Source organism: Actinoplanes lutulentus (assembly GCF_003259845.1).
Classification (GTDB): domain Bacteria; phylum Actinomycetota; class Actinomycetes; order Mycobacteriales; family Micromonosporaceae; genus Actinoplanes; species Actinoplanes lutulentus.
Window position 1 is genome coordinate 99,504 of record NZ_QLMJ01000029.1, and the last position, 20,623, is coordinate 120,126.

Annotated in this window: 16 protein-coding genes and 2 pseudogenes; 11 read left to right on the forward strand and 7 right to left on the reverse strand. The window is 65.7% G+C overall.

What is annotated here, in order from left to right:
* Positions 1-73 precede the first annotated feature (73 nt).
* Complete coding sequence (locus B0I29_RS42740) at positions 74-3,517, forward strand: NACHT domain-containing protein (protein ID WP_111654898.1); 3,444 nt, start codon at positions 74-76, stop codon at positions 3,515-3,517.
* Positions 3,514-4,752: a glycosyltransferase gene (locus B0I29_RS42745; protein WP_111654899.1), complete on the forward strand. Its 1,239-nt coding sequence runs from the start codon at positions 3,514-3,516 to the stop codon at positions 4,750-4,752. The genes B0I29_RS42740 and B0I29_RS42745 overlap by 4 nt, the downstream gene beginning before the upstream one ends.
* A 209-nt stretch (positions 4,753-4,961) precedes the next feature.
* On the opposite strand, the pseudogene B0I29_RS42750 reads toward B0I29_RS42745, so the two are convergent.
* Positions 4,962-5,718, reverse strand: a pseudogene (locus B0I29_RS42750) (IS5 family transposase).
* Positions 5,719-6,257: 539 nt separating this feature from the next.
* On the opposite strand from B0I29_RS42750, the gene B0I29_RS45485 reads away from it, so the two are divergent.
* The 7 genes and pseudogenes from B0I29_RS45485 to B0I29_RS47910 all read left to right on the forward strand — a co-directional run.
* Positions 6,258-7,316, forward strand: a complete 1,059-nt coding sequence (locus tag B0I29_RS45485) for a PDDEXK family nuclease (RefSeq protein WP_146617085.1) — start codon at positions 6,258-6,260, stop codon at positions 7,314-7,316.
* Between the two features lie 50 nt (positions 7,317-7,366).
* On the forward strand, positions 7,367-7,987 hold the full coding sequence (locus B0I29_RS42765) for a hypothetical protein (protein WP_111654901.1): 621 nt from the start codon (positions 7,367-7,369) through the stop codon (positions 7,985-7,987).
* A complete protein-coding gene (locus B0I29_RS42770; RefSeq protein WP_146617086.1) occupies positions 7,987-9,291 on the forward strand; it encodes a 7-cyano-7-deazaguanine synthase in 1,305 nt (434 codons plus the stop codon). Before B0I29_RS42765 ends, B0I29_RS42770 begins: the two co-directional genes overlap by 1 nt.
* Before the next feature lie 20 nt (positions 9,292-9,311).
* A complete protein-coding gene (locus B0I29_RS42775) occupies positions 9,312-9,926 on the forward strand; it encodes a hypothetical protein (protein ID WP_146617087.1) in 615 nt (204 codons plus the stop codon).
* Positions 9,927-10,156: 230 nt separating this feature from the next.
* A complete protein-coding gene (locus tag B0I29_RS42780; RefSeq protein ID WP_111654904.1) occupies positions 10,157-10,342 on the forward strand; it encodes a hypothetical protein in 186 nt (61 codons plus the stop codon).
* A gap of 1,464 nt (positions 10,343-11,806) precedes the next feature.
* Positions 11,807-12,082, forward strand: a complete 276-nt coding sequence (locus tag B0I29_RS42785) for a tyrosine-type recombinase/integrase (RefSeq protein WP_245973187.1) — start codon at positions 11,807-11,809, stop codon at positions 12,080-12,082.
* 1,166 nt (positions 12,083-13,248) lie between these two features.
* Positions 13,249-13,641 (forward strand): annotated as a pseudogene (locus tag B0I29_RS47910) (helix-turn-helix domain-containing protein); the annotation flags it as partial.
* On the opposite strand, the gene B0I29_RS42795 reads toward B0I29_RS47910, so the two are convergent.
* The 3 genes from B0I29_RS42795 to B0I29_RS42805 are packed head-to-tail and all read right to left on the reverse strand — an operon-like array spanning position 13,565 to position 15,307.
* Positions 13,565-13,864: a putative quinol monooxygenase gene (locus B0I29_RS42795; RefSeq protein WP_181558264.1), complete on the reverse strand. Its 300-nt coding sequence runs from the start codon at positions 13,862-13,864 to the stop codon at positions 13,565-13,567. The pseudogene B0I29_RS47910 and the gene B0I29_RS42795 overlap by 77 nt on opposite strands.
* 59 nt (positions 13,865-13,923) lie before the next feature.
* Positions 13,924-14,310, reverse strand: coding sequence for a DUF2255 family protein (locus tag B0I29_RS42800; RefSeq protein WP_111654907.1), 387 nt, complete (start codon positions 14,308-14,310; stop codon positions 13,924-13,926).
* A gap of 34 nt (positions 14,311-14,344) precedes the next feature.
* A complete protein-coding gene (locus B0I29_RS42805; RefSeq protein ID WP_111654908.1) occupies positions 14,345-15,307 on the reverse strand; it encodes an aldo/keto reductase in 963 nt (320 codons plus the stop codon).
* Positions 15,308-15,410: 103 nt separating this feature from the next.
* On the opposite strand from B0I29_RS42805, the gene B0I29_RS42810 reads away from it, so the two are divergent.
* Positions 15,411-16,034, forward strand: coding sequence for a TetR family transcriptional regulator (locus B0I29_RS42810; RefSeq protein ID WP_220091583.1), 624 nt, complete (start codon positions 15,411-15,413; stop codon positions 16,032-16,034).
* Between the two features lie 523 nt (positions 16,035-16,557).
* On the opposite strand, the gene B0I29_RS42820 is transcribed toward B0I29_RS42810, so the two are convergent.
* Together B0I29_RS42820 and B0I29_RS42825 are read right to left on the reverse strand one after the other, a co-directional pair.
* On the reverse strand, positions 16,558-16,944 hold the full coding sequence (locus B0I29_RS42820) for a VOC family protein (protein ID WP_111654910.1): 387 nt from the start codon (positions 16,942-16,944) through the stop codon (positions 16,558-16,560).
* Positions 16,941-17,792, reverse strand: coding sequence for an NmrA family NAD(P)-binding protein (locus tag B0I29_RS42825; protein WP_111654911.1), 852 nt, complete (start codon positions 17,790-17,792; stop codon positions 16,941-16,943). The genes B0I29_RS42820 and B0I29_RS42825 overlap by 4 nt, the downstream gene beginning before the upstream one ends.
* Before the next feature lie 76 nt (positions 17,793-17,868).
* Here B0I29_RS42825 and B0I29_RS42830 point away from each other — a divergent pair, with 76 nt between their 5' ends.
* Positions 17,869-18,780 carry an AraC family transcriptional regulator gene (locus tag B0I29_RS42830; protein ID WP_111654912.1) on the forward strand — a complete coding sequence of 304 codons (912 nt, stop codon included), beginning with the start codon at positions 17,869-17,871 and terminating at the stop codon, positions 18,778-18,780.
* A 520-nt stretch (positions 18,781-19,300) separates the two neighbouring features.
* On the opposite strand, the gene B0I29_RS42840 is transcribed toward B0I29_RS42830, so the two are convergent.
* Complete coding sequence (locus B0I29_RS42840) at positions 19,301-20,200, reverse strand: hypothetical protein (protein WP_146617088.1); 900 nt, start codon at positions 20,198-20,200, stop codon at positions 19,301-19,303.
* Positions 20,201-20,623: the final 423 nt, after the last annotated feature.

The following is a 20,623-nucleotide window of genomic DNA, read 5'->3' on the forward strand; positions in this document are numbered from 1 at the left end:
GGACGAAAATGCATGACAACCATCAGGGATCCGCGGGCGAGCAAAATCGCCGACTGGCCGTGATAATACGTTGATGAGCCGGGGTCCGCGGTTTGTCGTCGGTGCGGTGGCCGGAGCGGTCGTGACCGTTCTGACCCTCTGGGCGTCCATCGAGTACTACCGCTGGGTGCATCGGCCGCCGGACCAGACCACGCAGACCTACCGCGGTGCCATGGGCCAGTTCGATGTGGGCCTGGTCGCCGCCATCCTCGCGGTGATCACTCTGATCGGCGTGCCGTACCTGCGCTGGCTGCGCGCCCGATGGAAAGCCGACGAGCCCGGTCCGACCGACCTCAAACAGGCGGCCGACCGCCTGGCCGGCAACGTCGAGGCACAGTGGTCGGCCGAGGTGGCACGGTGGGACCTGATGGACCCCGAGCTGTCCGTGTCGTGGCGGGCGGCGCCGGCCGAGCTGTTCGAGGACTGGCAGAAGCTGCTCGACAACAGATCCGCAGTGGCCCGCTGGCCCGGCGAGCCCGGGACGCCGGCCGCGTCCGCGGACGAACTCGCGGGCCGCGGTGACGAACTGCTGGCGCGCTGGAAGAAGGTGCCGACCGGCCGGCTGGTGCTGCTCGGCGACCCGGGCTCCGGTAAGACCATGCTCCTCGCGCGGCTGGTCCTGGACCTGCTTGGACAGCGCGTGGACGGCGGACCGGTGCCGGTCATGGTGTCGGTGGCGTCCTGGGACCCGAAGCGGACCACCCTGATCGACTGGCTGGCGTGGCGCCTCACCGTCGACCACGCCTGGCTGGACCGCAGGGTGCGCGGAGCCGATGAGGACACGCAGAGCCTGGCGGAGGTACTCCTGCGTGCCCGGAGGATCATTGTCCTGCTCGACGGATTCGACGAGATCCCGAAGGACGTCCGTGGCGCGGTCGTCGCCCGGCTCGGGGCGGCCGCCCTGCCAGCGGGGCAGCCGCTGATCCTCAGCAGCCGCATCGACGAGTTCCGGGCCGCCGTGGAGGCGCAGCCCAGCGGCCACGCCAAGCTGTTCGCGACCGCCGGCGTGGCGATGAACCCGCTCGAGCCGGACGCGGTCATCGCCTACCTCCGGGACAGCGCGGGCTCGGAACCCGAACGCTGGGACGGCGTTGCGGAGAAGGTCGGCAACAGATCGCCGGCGCTGTCCGAAGCGCTGACCACGCCACTGATCGCGATGCTGGCCCGGACGGTATACAACCCGCCGCGCGGCGCGGAGCTGGACGGTCCGCGACCAATGCGCGACCCCGACGAGCTCACCCGGGGTCGTAGCGCGCCCGAGGTCCGGGACTACCTTTTCGACACCTACGTGCGGGAGTCGTTCAGGCGCGTGCGGCACGGCAAGCGCCGCCGACGCTGGAACCCGGAGAAGGCCGAGCGCTGGCTGCAAACCCTCGCCGTCCACCTCCAGCGAGACGAGGGAGGCCGACCCGATTTCGCCTGGTGGCGGCTGCGCACACCGCCGCGCGAGCCGGAGGCGGACGGACCGCTCGTGGTCAACGCCGCCCTGGCCCTGGCGGTGGTCACAGGCACCGCCGTATGGCTCACCCTCGCCTTCGTCTTCACCAGCGAGTCCCGGGGCTTCTACACCGGATTCCTCACCGCCGTCGCTGCGGCGGCGACCTGTGTGGCGATCTTCCGTCTCACCCGCAGCGTCGCCGCCGGTGTCCGGGCCGGGCTGGCCACCGGGTTGACCGCCGGGTTCGCGGCGGCGGTAGTCGCCGATCTCGCCTCCCCGCCGGAGGTCGGGGTCTCCTTCGCTATCGCGACCGGGTTCGCGGTCGGTCTGTCCTGGCCGCCGTACGTGCCACGACGGCGACTCACCGGGATGGCCGTGCGCACCGGCGTCGCCATGACCGCCGCCATGACGGCTGCCTATGTCTTCCTGGAGTTCGTCGATCTCGACGGCGTGCGGCAGCCGGATCTGCTGTTCGTCCTCGATCGAACCATCAGCATGCTGCCGCAAGGTGTTCCCTGCGGCATAAGTGCCGCCCTCGTCACGGCGCTCGGCCCGAGGCTCACGCGCGGTCTCGGCGATCCCGCCGGCCAACCGGTGCGGCAGACCCGCTGGCCGGTGGCCGGGCTCGCCGTCGGCGGAACCGTCGCGGCCGCGATCGGATCCGCGTTCTTTCTGGATCGGGCGTGGGACATCTGGGACGCCGACCAACCTGGGCAATGGGGTGACGCCGCCCTGCGCGCCGCGGTCTTCGGCATCGACTGGGGAATCGCAGCCGGACTGATCGCCGGCCTCGGCGCCCTGTTGATCGCGGCGATCCGCAACCCCGGCCTGCTAGCTCGCCGCAGCACCGCGCTTTACGCGACGCTGGGCGCGGCCGTGACCGCCAGCGTCGTGGTCGGCACGCTCTACCTGGTCGGCGGTGGAGTGATCGCCGATGACATCAGCTGGAGCGGCTACAGCTCCGAGTTCGCGTTCTCCGGCGAGGCAGCGGCACCGCTGTCCATCGCCATCGCTTCCGGTCTCGTGGTCGGCCTCGTCACCGGCCTGGTCGTCGAGCTTGCCCGGGCTTGGAACGGCCTGGCGCCAGCAAACCGCTTCGGCGGGCTCGGCGCCGGACTGTTGATCGGCGTGGTGCTCGGCGGCACGTACTGGTTCACCGGATCCGCGTGGCAGGGGTTTCAGTTCGGCGTCACATCCGGCGTTGCCACCGGCATCGTCGTCGGATTCGCCGCCGTCCTGTTGCGTCCGGTCCGCGCAGCCGCACACCGGCGCCGCCGGGCGCCGTCGAGCCGGATCGTGGCCGGCACGGTCGGCACCGCGTTCGTCACCGTGCTGTTCGGCATCGTCTACGGCTTCACGCACGGCATCGCCGCGGGCTTGGGCGCCGTCCTCATCACCATCTTGATGGGCCGCCTGGACACCGAGCCGCTGCCGGCACGCACGCTCGAGCCAGACGGCACCGGATTCGTAATCGCCGCCAGCGCTGGGGTGCTCGCGCTGCTGGTGGTGGGCTTCAACTTCGATATGCGGGTTGGTCTCCTCGCCGCAGTACTGATCGCGGTGTGCATCGGCGCCGCCTACGGTTTCCACGGCGAGCCGCACGAGCAGTCCTCCCCGGAGAGCCCGGCACGCGTGCTTGCCCAGGACCGTCTGGTGTTCGTCGTGGCGATGGCGATCGTGGCGCTGGTGCTGCCGGTCGCGATCGCGGTCATCGTCGACGCCATGTTCGATCCGGGGCGGGCGTCCGACGTGCCGTACGGCATCCGCGCCACTCTCATCTACGGCCTGATTATCGGCCCGATCGCCGCCGCCGGCCAAGCCGCCTGGGGACGCTACCTCGTCGTACGCTGCGCGCTGGCGCTCACCGGCCGCCTACCCTGGCGGCTCATGACGTTCCTCGCCGACGCCCACATCCAGCACGGCGTGCTTCGTCAGAGCGGCGCGTACTACCAGTTCCGGCACATCAGCCTGCAACGCCGCCTCGCCCGGGTCCCGCCGCCGCCGAGCCCAGAACCGGTCACGGCACCGGTCACCGGATGAGAGTCGTCGCCGCGGGGGTGTTCGCGGCCCTCGGCTACCTCGTGTGGCTCCCGCGCACCTGGCTCGCGATCGCCGCGTTGGGCGCGACAGCGGTGGCCTGGACCGTCGTGCAGAGCGTGCTCGCCGCTGCGGTCCGGCGCCGGAACCCCGAGCCGACCGGCGAGCCGATGATCTCGATTGTGGTCGCCACCCTGCTGGACCGCAACGGCGTCGCCACCTTCGACCGCGCGATGGCGGCCCTCGCCGCGCAGGATTGGCCCCGGTTCGAGGTGATCGTCGTCGACGACGGCTCCCCGGATCCAGAGGTGGTGCGCATCCTCTGCGAGCGGCACGGCCTGCGATATCTGCGCCAGCCACAGATCGGCAAGCGGCAGGCCATGTACCGCGCCTTCACGAACCTCAACCCTGCGACCGAGTTCGTGCTGACCTGCGATGACGACACCGTCTGGGACCCGGGCGCGGTGCGGGGTATGGTCGCCTGCCTGCAATCCGACCCCGGGGCGGGCGCGTGCGGCGGCGAGGTGGTCGCTCTCAACCCCGGCGAGTCCTGGTTAACCGGGCTGACCGCCGCCCGAACCTGGCTGACCTTCCAGGTGGAGTTCGCGGCAGCCGCCTGGGCCGGGACACTGACCTGCGTCTCCGGGCAGCTGGGTGGCTATCGCCGCGCCCTGATCGACGAGATCAGGGACGAGTTCGTGACGCAGACGTTCCTCGGCCGGCCATGCACGTTTGGCGACGACCGCCACCTCACCAATCTGGTGCTCGGTCGCGGACATCGGGTGCTCTACGCGCGGGCGCGCGGCCGCGCCGAGTTGCCCGCCACGTTCGCGCGGTACTGCCGCCAGCAGACCCGGTGGGGCAAATCATACTGGCGCGAGATGATCTGGACTTTCCAGGCGATTAAGGTGCAATCGCCGATGCTCGCCCTGGACTGGGTCATCGGTGCTTTGTCGACACCGTTGTTACTGGCGACGGTGCTGGTGTCGCTCTTCTCGCCAGCACATCTGGCGGCCCTGGCCGGCGCGGTCCTGGCGATTTTCCTGACTCGGGCCGTCGCGGCCACGCTGGCGACCAACCGCTTCAGCTTCCTCTGGAGGTTGCCCCTCTTCTCACTGATCAGTATCGGTCTCCTCCTGCCGCTGAAGTTCGTCTCCCTGTCCCGCGTCACCGATCCGGCCTGGGGGACGAGGCAAACCCGTTCCGAGGTACGGGTGACCGGCCGCCCCGATCGATGATTCGACGCTTGCGCAGCTGCACGGTGTCGGCTTTCAATGAATCGGACCAGGCTCGAGCGGTGATGTCCTGCGAAATCGTCGTCCCATCTCCGAGATCAAGAACTGGACTCGTCCACGAGGGCCGGCGGCTTGAACTCGACGATCGGCACGAGTTGGTCGCCGGGCCGGGAGCGCCTTGTCACGGTCCAGGGCGTGTATCGAAGTCATAGCTACTCGTTGATCGCGGCGATGGTCACGGTGGCTGCGTAGCGCACGGCCATTTTCTCGAACCGGGTCGCCACCGCCCGGTGGCGTTTGAGCCGGTTGATACCGCGTTCCACGGCGTGGCGCTGTTTGTAAATCTCGGGGTAGTTCGCACGAGACGTGTACGCCTTATCCGCCAGGGCCCGGTCCGGCCGGGTGCGCGGACGCCCGACCGGACGAGGAGCATGGATACCTTCCATCACCGCGATGAAACTGCGGTCTGTCACCGCGCTGGCCCGCAGTCAGCACCATCGACAACGGCGTCTGCCCTTGTTCGCGGCTCAGATACAACTTCGTGGTCAGCCCGCCCCGCAATCGGCCCAGCGCGTGATCGGCCGGCTCGACCGCGACGCCGCCCGGCGGCTCGGTCTGCAGATCCCCCTTAAGGGCACCGGCGGCATGCTGATGCGCCCGGGCCACCGTCGAGTCGAGCGACACGTCCCACACGATCCGGCCCGCCACGTCCGCGGCCGCCGCAACGCGTCAGGATCCGCGCCCACGTCCCGTCGCGTTGCCACCGCCGGAACAACGCATACGCCGCCGCCCACGAGCCATAGCAGGCCGGGATGTCACGCCATAGTGTCCCTGCCCGGACCCGCCACCGGATCCCATTGATGAGCTGCCGTTTCGTCCAGTTCGGCGGACGTACTGGACGGCGCGCCACGGGCAGAGCGGCTCCAGCGCTGCCCACTGCACGTCGGTCAGATCGTACCGCCTCGTCACCGCTGCGCGGGATGGCGTGGTCGATCTGAGCGTCGCGGAAGACGACAGAAGTCATGCACCAGTAGCAGCGCTTGTTCCACAGTCGGTAGAGCACCAGCTTCAGGATGCTGTTGTCGCCGCTCACCTGGTAGCGCACGTCGGCGGGAGCGCGATAGTTCGTCGGTCCAGCCATGGTTCACCGTCCTGCGAGGTAGTGGGCGAGGGTGAGCAGCAGGGCGATGGCACCGGCGATCACGCAACCGCCTTGCAGGCTTCGGGGCAGGTAAGGCCGTCGTGTCGATGCGCTGCTCATCGTCAGGACTGATATGGCGGGACGGCCACCCACCAATGAGGGTCCAGGCTGGCCATCCCCATCCGTTGAGCCGAGGGATGACCTGCCGGATCGTATCCTCGTCGGCCTGCACGAGACGCGCGATCGGCGCGACACGTTGTTCCCACCGGCTGAGGCGAGCACGACCACGGCCCGATCATGCCGCCGTCTCGCCAAGTAACCGCACCATGACATAGTGTGTTCATACATCGACATCGGTGGAGGCGTTGTGGGCTCTCTGACCACGGCCGAACCGAATCCGCCCGGAGAGCTGCAGCCCGGGGAAGGACAACAGGTCGGCCTAGGGCTGACGCTCGCCGAGATGAAGGAACTTTGTGTCGTTGTCACTGAGACGCGTTTCCACCCATCGGGCACGGACGTCTTCTTCAGTTGCAACGTTCTGCTGCATCCACGCCGCGTTCTAGTACGCTCCACAATCGACGTGCCAACCCCCGCCACGCTGCATGACGTCGCTGAGGAAGCACACCGCCGGGAGTGCGCTGACTATCTAATCGTCACAGCACGGCCGCTGCCCGCCGGATTAGCGCCATCGGACCATGTGTTAGGCCCTGAGCAGTTCCTAGCGCTGCTGCGTTCGTCCCATGCCGTCGCGTGGTCCGGTGACCTGCCCCGCCCGCGCCGCAGCGACTTCATTAGCGCGCGGCGTCGAGCCCAACGACTTCAAGAAGTAGACCGCTTAGGTTTGGCCTGGCTGCCATCACTATCTCGGTTCAAGCATCCCTGGCAACTACGAGAGACCGCGACCCCGCCGGACGAGTGGTTCGAGCGCATCGTCTTCCAACTCGCCACGTCGACGTTTCGGCTCGGGGGCCTGCGCCTCGGCACCGCCAAGCGCGGTCAGCGCGTAGGTGACGCCCTGCTATGGAGAGACGACAACTTCATTCTCCTGGACTGCAAAGCCGCCCAAGACGGCTACCGCCTCGGCGTCGACGACGAGCGGCGCCTACTCGAATACGCCGGCCAGTCCTATATGCAATACGGCTTCAGCGGACAGCCCCGCTGCGTCGTCTTGGTTAGCTCCTCCTTCCCCACCTTCGACGAGCAGCCGCGGCGCTTCACCGACCGCCGACGCCGCTTCACCGACGCCGGAAGTGACCTAGCCTGCATCCGAGCCGACGACCTCGTCGAGGCGTCGCTCGAACTTCTGGACCACCCGGGCGACACCCGCCCCGTCGACAGCATCGCCTGGTGTGACGTACTCGCAGAGGGAATGGTCACCCGAGAGACATTGGTGGGATCCTGTCGCAGCTCGCCCGGACCACACTGATGGGCACCTCCGTCTCGATGCGATCATCGCGCACCAGCCGGCCTTGGGCCATGGCGCGCGCCAGCATCAGCACCGGAGCATCCCCCGAGACGGTCCTGACCGACGTTATCCGCGCGGCTGCGGGCGATTGGCTCAGCATGTTAACCAGCGACGGAGTCACGGTGTACGCGCAATACGCCGCCGACGCCTGGGCCCAAGTGGCTGAAAAGCCAACGGAAGACGACCGGCGTGCCGAAGTAAGCTCGGTGCTGCGCGACGCGCGAACAAGAGCACTCTCGGCCGGCGGTGCGGGTGTTGCCGTCGGGCTCGCCGAAAGAGCGCTGGCCCGCACCCTCCTTGGACGGCTGCAGGACGACGCCGATGCCGCCGGTCGTGGGCAGCAACCACATACCCTCCCACCACCGAACCTGATCCCCGGTCTACTCGGCGAATTGATGCGCCAGACTGCCATGCACTTCTACACCCGCGACGCCGCCGCCTATACCGGAACCGCTGCGATCCCGGACGTCCAGACCTTTAACACCACGACTCGCCGTATCGGCGAGGCGGCCGCGAACGCCGCCCGCGCCGGTCGTCCGGCCTTGAGCGGCCGAGGAACTGATGGCTGGACTGCCGCCGTCCGCGCCGCGATGCAATCGGCGGCGCGACCGAACGCGAATCCGGGCATGTGATGCCCAAGGACTACAACATCGTCGTCAACGACTGCGCCAGCCCTCCAGTTCTCGGGCTCACGCATCTGCGCACGCGCGCAACCCCATACGGCGGACGGAACTTCACCAGCTCCTTCCAGGACATCATCGGGGGCCTACCAGAACGGCTTACGCCGATCCAGCAGGACTGGCTCCACATCCTGACGAGCATTTTCGCCGCCGACGTCGCAAGCAAACGGGGAGCCGGCGACGACTGGAGCCGACGCATCCAGCTATGGATCGGCGTACGCGAACCCGACCATTGGAAGCCGCTGAAACCGCAAATCGAGCTCGTCTTCAAATCCCTCACCTACGACCAGTTTGCGGTCACGTTCGTCGCCGACCCCGACGCGCCGCCGACACCACGCCAGGACCGCGAAGCGTTCCCGCGGGCCGACAGCGTCGCTCTGGTCTCGGGCGGTATAGACAGCCTGACTGGCGCAGCCAGGCTGCTCGACCTCCACCGCACACCGCTGTTCATCAGCCATCAGAACAGCGGTGCCGTGTCCGATGCGCTGCAAGCAGTCGATGAGGGACTCGCTCGCATCGGCCAACATGCCGGCCGTCGCTCCTTCACCGCGCAGAAGGAGGGCATCGACGGGACCGAGAGCAGTCAGCGCTCCCGTTCGCTCCTCTATATGGGGGTGGCATGCCTCGCTGCTGCATGCCTAGATATCTCCGACGTCTATCTCAACGAGAATGGCATCATGGCCATTAACGTGCCTCTCACCCCGGCCCGCATCGGTTCTTTCAGTACCCACACGTGCAATCCGACCATCGTCTACGACGTCGCTAAAATAGCCGGGCAGGCTCTCGGCTGGACCGGGACCATCCACAACATCATTGTGACATCAACAAAGCCCGAAGTCGTACTGGAAGCAGCGACACTCGGGTTACGCGACGTTCTCCCGAAGACCGTGAGCTGCTGGCAGATCGGAAGAACAAGGCGACACTGCGGATATTGCGTCCCCTGCCTCATCCGGCAAATATCGTTCGAACACGCTGGACTGAGCGACACGTCACACGAGATCTACCCGCTCGACACTATCCCTAACGGGGGGATACGTCAGCAAACCGCGATCGACAATGTCACCCACCTCGCTGCCCATGTCCTTGCGCTGTCCCAATCCGACGAGTTCGAGCTAGAACTTGATTTCACCGAGATAATCAACTGTGACGGGCAACTCACGCGCAGGCAGTCAATGGACATGCACTATCGGTGGGCCGAGCAGTGCCTGAGTGTTTTGGAACGGCATCCGCACTCAGCGCACCTTCTAGGCCGATAAGCGATCCTGCGGGAGGCATCGTGCGAATATCGCCAAGCCAGATCCGGAAAGCGATCAGCGATCCCACCTATCGCGTGGCGCAAGAGAAGCCAGGTCCGAAGATCAGCACCGACGGAACCTTGCGCAAGGCGATCAGAATGTTCCACACCGGCGGAGTTGAAACCGCATCCTCAGCGCTCGAGGACGGCCTGAAGTCGGAGTACTGGCGTCGAGCCGGCGTCAGTAGAGCGAAGAACGCGCGGTACATGCTCGACACCTACATCGACCTCGCAAGGGCCGACCTGCGGACAGTTTCCACCGTCGGTAAGAGCGATGTACGGACCCTCGGCCACGTCATCAACGCAGACGTCGATGTGGTCCTACAAGATGCGCTCAGCGTTGCCGGCCGCGTTTGCATCCTCGCCGACGTTGGGAACGGACTCTCCCTGGACCGATGCGCGCTTGTGGCTGCGGCACCCTTCAAAGCACTCTGCGACGAGTTCGAGCCAGAAGATGCCCTCTTCGGCGAAACTGTAACCGGAATTGACATTTGGCAACTGCGCTGCGGTCAATGCATCCACGTGTCGCGCGAGGAAGCGACAGACGCATGGCCAATTCTACTGACGCACTTGGCTCGGGCAACAAGCGAAAAATAGACAATATAAACAGACTCGCCGACCGCGTTCGTCCCGAGCCTCGTCCGAGGCGCTGATCGCGCCCGCCCCGCTATGAGTTGCCCGGATCAATCGAATCGACCTCCCGAACGAAATCTTCCGCTACCTTGCCAAACTCGATATCCGCAGCTTCCTCCGAGTTCGCAGGTTCAGCGACGAGAGCTTTCGGGTGGTCCGCCCGGCCCGACGGGCAACCCCTACGCCCGCAGTACGTGCTCGACCACCTGCGCCGCCTCACCGCCGCCGCCGAGCTGCCAGCCATCCGGGTGCACGATCTGCGGCACAAGAATGTGGCCACCACGATCGACCTCTACGGCCATCTCACCCGCGACGCCGCCGACGACGGCGTCACCGCCACCTGCGCGGCCCTCGACGCGGCCGACGCTATGGCAGCCTGAGCGCCGTTGCAAGATTCGTGTTCGGCTGCGACAGCCAGGCGACAACATGACCCCGAAATGATCTCAGGGGATATGCTGAATTCCGCATATCCCCTGGTCAGATTGGTCGGGCTGACAGGATTTGAACCTGCGACCCCTTGACCCCCAGGCCGGCGGATCAAGCGTTTGCGCACGTCAGACGCGATACGCAGCGTTTATGCACATGTCAAGTGTGCGGCTGAAGGCATCGGTGTGCATACCGTGTGGTCCCCATCTGGTCCCCGGCGCAGACAGCCACACAGCAGCCGCAGGTACAGGCTGAACCGGGCCTTGGGTAGAGGGGCCCCACGCCTGACAGGGCGTGATCCTGGACCGCCGGAGCCACACTGGGGGTTGTAGTCGTTGTTGCGACCAGGGAGGCGGGCGAATGAAGCCAGCGGCACCCAAGTTCGAAAAAGCCGATTTATACGGCAGGCAGAAGGTAGTAGCACGGTCATTTGGCTTCCTCCACCTTCCGCTCATTATTCTCGCCTTACTGACGCTAAACACAACGTGGGAGATTCTTCGCGCTAACCTCATCCGCGCAGGAAATAGTGATGGCTTCCTGAAGGTTTCACTATTCGATCTCCCCACCTCGGCCAGCCTTCTTGGCGTGACCGCCGGCTTAATACTTGCGCGACAACAGTGGGCGCGCTCAATCAGACCGTCAATAGGCACGGAAATCGATTTATTATCGGTCGCGGACGACGTTCAAGCCTGGAATATTTGCTTCTTGAATGCCGGCCCAGGGACCGGGGTTATAGAGGAGGTCGCCTATTCAATCGAGGCTAACAAGTACGACGACACAGACCGAAATTGGATCACATTCAATCAAGCCTTCACCGCACTGACAGGTCTTGGACTGGTTCCGGATAGGGATTTCCATCTGAAATGGATCGGCGCTGGCGGCTATCCACTCGTGCCAAAAACCGGGAGGAGGGACAAGCACGTCGTAGCTTGGTTCACAACCGAATCACTTCGGAAATTTGAAGACTTTGAATTTCGACTGCGCATACGAGATATGGCAGGAGATTTACATGAGCGTAAACAAGTCTTGAAGTACTTTCTCCCACCCCACATTAAGCCGAGCGTCGCTAGCGGCATCGACCAAAGACCCCAAGTAGCGGCATCGGAGGGAGGCCAAGAGCCCTCGGTAGTTGAGCGCGTGATCCAACAGGCGCCCAGCAAGCCAACTCATCTGTATCTTATGGTGGGACTATCGGCTTTCGCCTGGATCTGGATTCTATCGAGGTCCCGAGGTCGGTCCTGTAGGAAGAGTTGACATGGGAGGGCGACCTGCCAGACCGCCCGACCCCCAGGCCATTGTGGACAGTCTTTACGCACGTCAAACGCGATGCGGACCGTTCGCGAGACCGCCAAGCGTGCGGGTCAGAGCGCTGGCGTGCATACCGTGTGGTCCCCGCCGGCGGACGGATCAACACTGCGGTGCTGCGGGACGCCACGCACTGGGACGAGGTCGTTACCGCGCTGGGGTACGAGCACCTACGCCGGCACGACCTGCGGCACACCGCTCTGACGTGGCTAGCCGATGCCGGTGTCAAGGTGCACGTACTGCGCGTGATCGCCGGGCACGGGTCACTCAGCACCACACAGCGGTATCTGCACCCGGATCAGCGCTCGATCGACGAGGCGGGTGACGCGCTCAGCGCCCACTTGAAGGCCCCACGGTCTCCTGCCATTCCCCGGCTCCGGGCCGTCTGATCAGGAGTCAATTGACCCCAGGATTGCCCCCATGGTCCCCAGACGGTCCCCGAATGCACCCAAGCTAGTAGGAATTTGAGGATCAAGCGAAACACAAAGAAGGCCGTTTACCAGGCATAATGCCACGGTAAACGGCCTTCTTGATCGTCGGGCTGACAGGATTTGAACCTGCGACCCCTTGACCCCCAGGCATTGGCGGGCCCAGCGACGTGCTACCGAACGTTCTACCAGGTCGTTGAAAATTATACTCGGCCGAGTAAAGGGGTCCACGCACATCACCCTTTTGCGACTGCCCTCATCGTACCTGACCTGCGTGTTTGCCACCGCTGCTCCGGGAGCGGCGTCCTCTCAGTGTTTCCCAGTGCCGGTCTGGACGCGCGTAGCTGCGCGGCACAGAGCGACGCCCGGAAACATCGATGTGCTGTTCAGTGTTCTTGCACCGGCACTCCGATGCCTTTGAGAATTCGGACGTTCTGGGTTTGAACTCGGCTGGCACAGCCATGCCGAGTAGGCGTCGGGCGCGGGTAGCTGCCACACAGTGCGCACGTATGGCTTCACTGGAGAGGTTTCGCCGCCGAGCCACTCTTCCATTGCTGCCGAGGCATTGCTATTACCTTCCAAGCCTTTTCCTCTCTTGCTTTTCGGAAGTAGTACGAGGACGGCTTTTGCCGCATCGCCTTTTACTTGGTGGACTGTGATAATTCGGGGCAGCCCGGAAATTGCGGGATACGAGTCGGGCAGTGACGCCAGTTTCCGTGCGGTAGTCGCCGACTTGCCGGGTGGGGTTCTCAGTTTGGTGGTTGTTCGTTCGAGCCCCGGCACGGGTGGATTTTCATTGAGCACTCTGGTCGCGGCGGCGAGCCAGTCTCGGTGGGTTTGTCGAGAGAGGGCTTCGCAGAGCGGACGCGGTGGATCAGTGGCTCGAAGGCTGTCGGGTCGAGCTCGTTTTCCTTCAGTGCTGCCATGCGTGTTCGCATGTCGGCTTCGCCGTACCACCATCGCAGGATGGTGCGGGCCAGGACGTCGTGTGCAATGAGTCGGGTCCTGGCTGGCGTGGCGCGGCGGGGAAGTCGTTGAGGATGCCGGCCGACCATATGAGCGCGGTGTTGGTGTTACTGGGCGGTTGCTGCGGGCCGGCGTAGCGCTCAGCGGGCTCTCCCCGCAGCTTTCGCCCGCGTATTCTCGAAGCCCTCTGCCAAACCCCGATGCAGTACCTGACGGACTGGCGCATGACGCTCACTCGCGACCACTTGCGCACCAGCAACCTGACCCTGGCTCAGATCGCCGAGCTCACCAGATACGGTTCTCCGTACGCCTTGGCCGCGGCCTTCCAACGTCAGCAACAGCAAGCTCCCAGAACCTGGCGCCGGCAAAAGCTCGTCCGCGCCGCTACCCGCCCTGAGACCACCGACAACATTCGCATCTTCCGTCGGAAGAAGTCCCACACCCACGCTTGCCACGCTACGAGGGCGTTGCTACCGCTCAGCCGCGCGCGAGGCCTTCGGACTGCACGATGTACTTCTGGACCTCGTTGGACATCTTGGAACCCCACTTGGTGAAGATGGCTTGTACTTGCGGGTTCGAGAGGTGCGCGTCGAGATGTTCCTGTGAGGTCCACAATTCAAAGACGACAACAGTGCCCGCAGCCGCGTCATGCGCACTGAGGGAGATGGCCTTGTTTCCCGGGTTCGCCACCGCCGTGGGGTAGGTGGCTCGAGCCTCGGCGAGGAAATCGTCGATGTCATGCGGGTCCAGGTGGACGAATCCGCCGAGGATGATCACTGTGGCTCCCTTGTCGATGATCGGTCACGTCTTCCCACGGACCGATTGCGATTTCCTGTTTATCGAGTCTGCGTTGCGTTCGCTGCGATGGGATCGAGGCGCAGAGTCACGTCGTAGAGCGCCGGCCCGACAATTCCGTCGATGTTTCCGTACCGCCGGTACTTGGTGCGGTAGGCGGCGTCTATTGCCGCGTTGTCGGTAGAGCCCGCTCTCGTGAATTTCACGTCGATCTCGGCACCCTGAGCGCGTATCCGGCCGGTGCCGCTGGCTAGTGCGCGGCGGTACCAGCCGTTGTTCGGACCTGCTTGCGACCGCACAAAGAGGGCTCCGTCCACGACGACGCCCCACACCGGAACGTAGGGACGCAGGGTGCCGTCGCTACGGCGAGAGCTGATGCGGATCTCGTCAGACCGTGCGGCTGCTCGAAACGGGTCCTCGGTGTTCATGAGTCTTCTCCTTATTAGAGAGTGGCTGAGGGGTTCATTCCCAGACCGGGAGGTGCCCATCGGCGTAGCGGGCACCGAACCCGCCGTTGGGCAGAATCTCGTCGATGCGTGCGAGTTCCCGGTCGGAGAGGGTCAGGTTCGCGGCACCGACGTTCTCGGCGACACGCTGTGGGCTGCGGGTTCCCGGGATGGGCACGATGTGTTCGCCCCGAGAGAGCACCCAGGCCAGAGCGAGCTGAGCGACCGTTACGCCTTTCGCTTTAGCCAGCTCGGTCAGCCGGCGGGTCGCGTTGACGTTCTTCTCGAAGTGGCCGGGCTGCCAGCGGGGGTCGGTGCGCCGGTAGTCGCTCGCGTCGTACTCGTGAGCGGGTTTGACCCCACCGGTCAGGAAGCCACGTCCCAGCGGGGAGTACGCCACCAGGCCGATATTGAGTTCGGTTAGGGTGGGGAAAAGGGCCTCTACGTCGCGTTCGAACAGGGAGTACTCGGTCTGCAGGACTGAGACGGGCTGCACGGAGTGGGCGCGGCGGATCGTGGCGTCACCTACTTCGCTGAGGCCGAAATAGCGCACGGTACCCGCGTCGATGAACTCTTTGACCGTGCCGGCGACGTCCTCGATGGGCACGTCGGGGTCGAGCCGGTGCTGATAGAGGACGTCGATGTGGTCGACACCGAGGTTGCGCAGGCTGTTCTGCAGGACCTGACGAATGTGCTCAGGGCGGCTGTTCAAGCTGAAGTCGCGGAGAAAGCCGAACTTGGTGGCGATGACGATGTCGTCGCGGAAGCCCCGCACCGCTCGTCCGACGATCTTCTCGTTCTCCCCCCATCCGTATTGCTCGGCGGTGTCGAAGAACGTCACGCCCAGGTCGTGAGCCGCGCGGATGGTGTCAATGCCGTCCTGCTCTCTACCGGGCCCGTAGACGGGCGAGATGCCCATGGCCCCGAAGCCGACCGCCGAACTAGCGAGACCCTCACGACCTAATTTGCGTTGCTGCACCGGGGTCCCCTCCCGTGGATCTGTCAAGTCGAACCAAACGGTTCGGTTCTACCCTACGAGCCCTCCGACAGCAAACCAAACGGTTCGGTTGTACTGTGACGCAGTGAACGACAGCACAGAGTCCAGGCCCACGCCGGAGAAACAACCGCCGCCCAGAACCGACGGCACCCGCGAGAGAGTGGTGGACTCGGCGCTCAAGGAGTTCGCCGCCCACGGCATCGCCGGTTCACGCGTCGACCGCATCGCGAAGCAGGCAAGGACCAGCAAGGAACGCGTCTACGCCTACTTCAGCAGCAAAGAGGCCCTCTACGCCCAGACGGCAGCCCGCGAGCTGGACGTCATCATGCAGGCGACCGCGCTGGACGCCGCCGACCTCCCGGGATACGCCGGGCGGCTCTTCGACTACTACGCCGCCCACCCTGATCACTTTCGGCTCGTCAGCTGGGGCCGGTTGGAGCTCGCGCCTTCGACCAGGATCGACGAAGAGAGCCGGTCGGCGGCCATTCTCAGCAAGCTCGAACTCCTGCGTCAGGCGCAACGCGACGGTGTGCTGGACCCCACGATGGACGCGGTCGACATCCTCGCCCTCGTCGGCCAGATCGCCACCACCTGGATGTCGCAACCCGAGCTGGCCGACGCCGCCGCCAAGGAGGCAATCGACGGCTCCATCGCAGCCCGCCGCTCAGCGGTCATGGCCGCCGTCGAACGCCTCTTCCCTCGGAGATAGGGCGCTTCGTGTTCGAGCCTGGTTCCAGAAGAGTCGTTCCCGCCTGTCGGGATCATCGACGATCTTGCAGGTGGCATCGATTCACATGGTGGCACGGAGCGTCGGGGTGTAGGCGGGCCATCGCGGGACGTCCCTGGCCGTGGGGCGGTCGTGACGGGCGAAGCCGGCCTATAACACGCTCACGAGCCGGGCAGGCCCCCTCGTGCCCGCCAGCTCGCCCGGGGCCGACGTTGGCAAACTTGATCGGATGTCCGAGGCGTGCGGTGAGCCGAGTGGGAAGTCGGTGCCGGGCACCACGGACGGGTCCGGACACGCGAGCTGGTACATGAACATCGGCGCCCGGTGCTGCGCCGCCTTGGGCCTCCGCGATCTTGACGGCGTCGCGCCAGCGCCGCTAATGGTGAAGTTGACCTTCACGTTGGGGCTGGCGGCCTCGACGGTGAGGTGCCCATGATGTTCTCCTTGATCGGTTACCTGAGAACGCTTGTTCTCAGGTTGTTGCAGGGCACCGCTATGCGGCACCTCAACGCTTGGTCACGAACTCCAGGCTGTTGCCGTCCGGGTCGAAGACGTTCCCGGCGTAATAACTCGCCGTGAAGTAGTCCCGCACTGCGGGTTCGCCGTTGTCGCGGGCGCCAGCCCCGATCGCCGCCTGATACGACGCATCGACAGTAAGGCGGTCAGGGGCGACGAACCCGACGTGGACCGCCGGGACGCTCGCTTCAGCGTGTCGCAGCCAGACGCTTGCGCCGGAGGCGTCACCGAAGCCGTAGAGGTCCGGAATCCCGGCCGGGCCTGATGCTGCCAGGTAATTGCCGATCTCGCGCCAGCCCAACTCCTGCAGTGCCGTGCAGTAGAACGTGTGGGATCGGGCGATGTCCGTCACCGGGATGAACACGTGGTCGATCATCGAACAGTCTCTGTTGTCCACGCCGATGTGGCGCGGGCGGCGAAGTCCGCGAAGGTGATCGGGATTGACCCGGTCACGGCGAGAACGTCACCGTTGGGTGTGGAGCCGTGCCCCTCGGCGATGGTCGAGGTGAGCGTTCGCAGCACGTCGCCGTAGGCTTCCGGGATCCCGGAAGCCACCATTGCCCGCACCCATCCCTCGCGGTCGGTGTCCCGGTAGGTGATGGTGCGGCCGATCGCGGTGGAGATGACGGCAGCGGCTTCCTCCACGGTCAGCGCTTCCGGACCCGTGGGGGCGTACGCCTTGCCGGCGTGACGCTCAGGCTCGCAGAGCGTTGCCGCCGCCACGGCCGCGATGTCCTCGACCGCAACGAAGGCTTCCCGACCGTTGCCGTTCGGTACGACGATCTGGTCGGCGACAGGCTTCAGGAACGTTTCGCTGAAGTCCTCCATGAACCACGCCGGCCGGATGATCGAATGAGTAAACGCCTTGCGGGAACCGAGGTCCAGCTCGACCGCTCGGAGCGCAACCTCCGCCGGGGCGTGTTCTACGCCGTACCCGCTGAGGTAGGTGACGTGCTCGACACCCGCCAGCTCGGCCTGATCCAGGAAAGCCGACACGTCCGCGGCGAAGTCGACACGCATCACCGGGGACACCAGATAGACGCCCGTCACCCCGTCCAGTGTGGGGGCGAAGGTCGCATCGTCGTTCCAGTCGAACCGGACCCGGGGGTCACGCCGAGCTGCACGGACCGCGAGACCGCGCTCGGACAGGATGCGGGCCACGCGCGAACCGGTCTTACCGGAAGCGCCCAGGACGAGGACGAGGGATTCCGCTGATTTCTGCATACCAACGATCATGAGCGCCAACCATGAGCGCATCAATTATCGATCCGCTCATTAGTTTACGTGAGACACTCAGAAGGTGGACATCCTGCAAGATCACCTCGTCCGGGCTCGCGCTACGGGCGGAGTCTTCGCACGGTCGGTCGCCGCCCCACCGTGGGGCCTGCGCATGCCCGGCGAGATTCAGCTCGCGGTGCACGCGGTGACGCGCGGTCATGCCTGGATCTGGGCCGACGACGGCACCGACCCCATCGAACTGGCACCGGGAGACCTAGCCCTCGTCAAGGGCGGCGCGGACCACATCATCGCCCATCAGCCCGGCGCGGACGCGCTCACCCACGACGAGTTCGCCATCATGCACCCCGCCGACACAGAGCCCGTTGACCCCGACAGCAGCGTCTTCCTCTGCGGGGCCTACCGGTTCCCAGGCGACATCGGACGGCGCCTCGTCGAGGCACTACCGCAGCTGCTCCCCATCAAGGCGAGCGAAGACGACCCCGTCCAGGGCGTCGTCGCCCTCATCGCACGGGAGATGGTCAACGACAGCCCCGGCAAACAGACCGTGCTCGACCGGCTCCTCGACATCCTCGTCATCTACGGGTTACGCACCGGTCTCACGCAGAGCACCAGTCCGCCCCCGTGGCTCCGGGCCACGTCCGACCCACGCCTGGCGGCCGCGCTGCACGCCATCCACTCCAGCCCCGCCACCGCCTGGACCGTCGACGGACTCGCCGAGCTCAGTACCATGTCCCGAGCGTCCTTCGCCCGCATCTTCCGCGCCACCGTCGGCCAATCGCCGATGCAGTACCTCTCCGATTGGCGCATGGCCCTGGCGCGCGACTACCTGAGATCGGGCACCATGCCGCTCGCTCACGTCGCCGCCGAGGTCGGGTTCTCGTCGGTGTACGCCTTCGGCGCCGCCTTTCGCCGGCACCACAACGAAGCACCCGGCCGGTGGCGCCAGCAAACCGCAACGCCCATCACCGGGTAGTGCCGGGGACGCGATGACCAGCTCTGGAACTACCGGTCGAGGGGACGCATGATCGTGCGATCCCGCCGGAAAACGCAGCCGATGTCGGTGCGGGGCCGGTCGGCCGCGATGAAGTCCGGATCCACCCCAAAGTTCGCCGCCGCACAGGCAGGCGGGCGGAGACCTTGATGATCGCGTCGGTCGGGTTCTGCAGTTCGCGTTCCTGAACCCGGCCCTGGCCCCTGCTGCCGCTCATCCCGACGCCTTGGGGCCTGCCGGGGATCGACGGGCCGGAACTGATCCAAGAACCCGCCGATTAGTGCCGTCGAATTATGACTGTGCGAGGCGGATGTTTTCCCCGAACCTTCGTCGGCTTCGCTAACGTCCGTATCCCGCCAGCGGGGTACAGAAATCGGGCCGCCCAGTAAGACCAATTTCAAGGTCAAGGGCGTCCAAAATCGGCGTGTTCTAGCGAGGGAAGATACAAGGCGGTGCGGATCGCCCTACCTGCGCACTTCCGAGCCGGCACACCAGAAGCTCCTCAGCTACCCGGCTGACGGATTGCGGCGCCCGGATCGGTGCTCTGCTCAAGGGCCGTCCACCACTCCTCCAGCTCATCAACCCGGCTCTGGAGTGCGGCGTTCGCCGCCCGGGCCGTCACCAGTTCCTCGGTCAGCGCACCGATCGGCCCGGAGGCGGTCAGGGCGTCGAGCCAGCCCGCGACCAGCCGATCCTCAGCGGCGACCCGGCGGAGCGCGGAGGCGACCACCTCCGGCGACAATTCAGCCACGAACTCTCTTGGGAGCGTGAGCAGGCGAGCGACCTCGCTGAGGCTCCGCGCGGCGCTCATCTGGCGCCGAAGGCGCTCGGCGGACGGCACCGCCGGTTCGACCGGTGTCGCAGCCGCGATCGGCTTGGCGGGAGAAGGAGCGGGCTTCGACACAGGCGCGGGCGTAGGTGCCGGCTCCGGGTCAGGCTCGGCCTCTGACGGGAGTTCGGGAAGGTCGTCCCCCACCCAGGCGTAGGCCAGAGTGTCGCCCTTCTGCCGTCGGACGACATTTGGCCACTTGGGCAGAACCGCCAGCGCCCGCGGTCCGTGCCGGGCCCAGGTCTCGTTCCGGAGACCGAGCTCGGCCAGACGCTCCCGGATCTCTCGCACCTTCAGCGGGACCGACGACTCGGCCAACAGATGGAGAACCACCGCAAGGGGCTCTTGGGCGAAGACGGCGTGGAACAGCCGGGAGTCGGACAGAGCCAGGAAACGCAGCGAACCCCTCGGCGCGACATGAACGCCGGCGCCCCGCGGGACAAGCTCTTCCTCATCGGTGTCATCCCACTTGACCTGATAGTTTGTCCCGTCATCCGCGAGGACCGATCCGGCTCGAGTACGGCGTACGCCGAACGAATCGGACACCCGGACAAGACCCTGATCTGCGCTCACGAATGCGACTGTAATGGTTATCGTCGCGGCCAGGGCGCCGGCCGGAGCGAGCCCATCCTCGGCCGTGTGCGCCCCGCGCCGGCTTGGCGGAACAACTCTGAGAGGAGAACGGCGCGCTTGTCGGCCGCCCATACGGACAGATCAGTGAGCTTGTCACTCGGTTCGAGGTCGAACGTGAACGAGTGCCCGCCCCGGGGCTTCCTGGACGCGCTGCTGGAGCGGATGGTCATGGAGACCCGCCAGGCCGCCCAGCATCGAGAGGCAGCCGAAACGTTCAGCGCTGGCCGCGTAGACTCAGCCGGCGGCCGGACCCGCTAGGTTCTGTCCTGCGGATCATGTCCGTCAGGGACCGCGCGTAGCCAGTCAAGCATCTCGACCAGGTCGAGGGTGGCCTGGTAGTTGACGCCGAGTTTGTCGAACCTG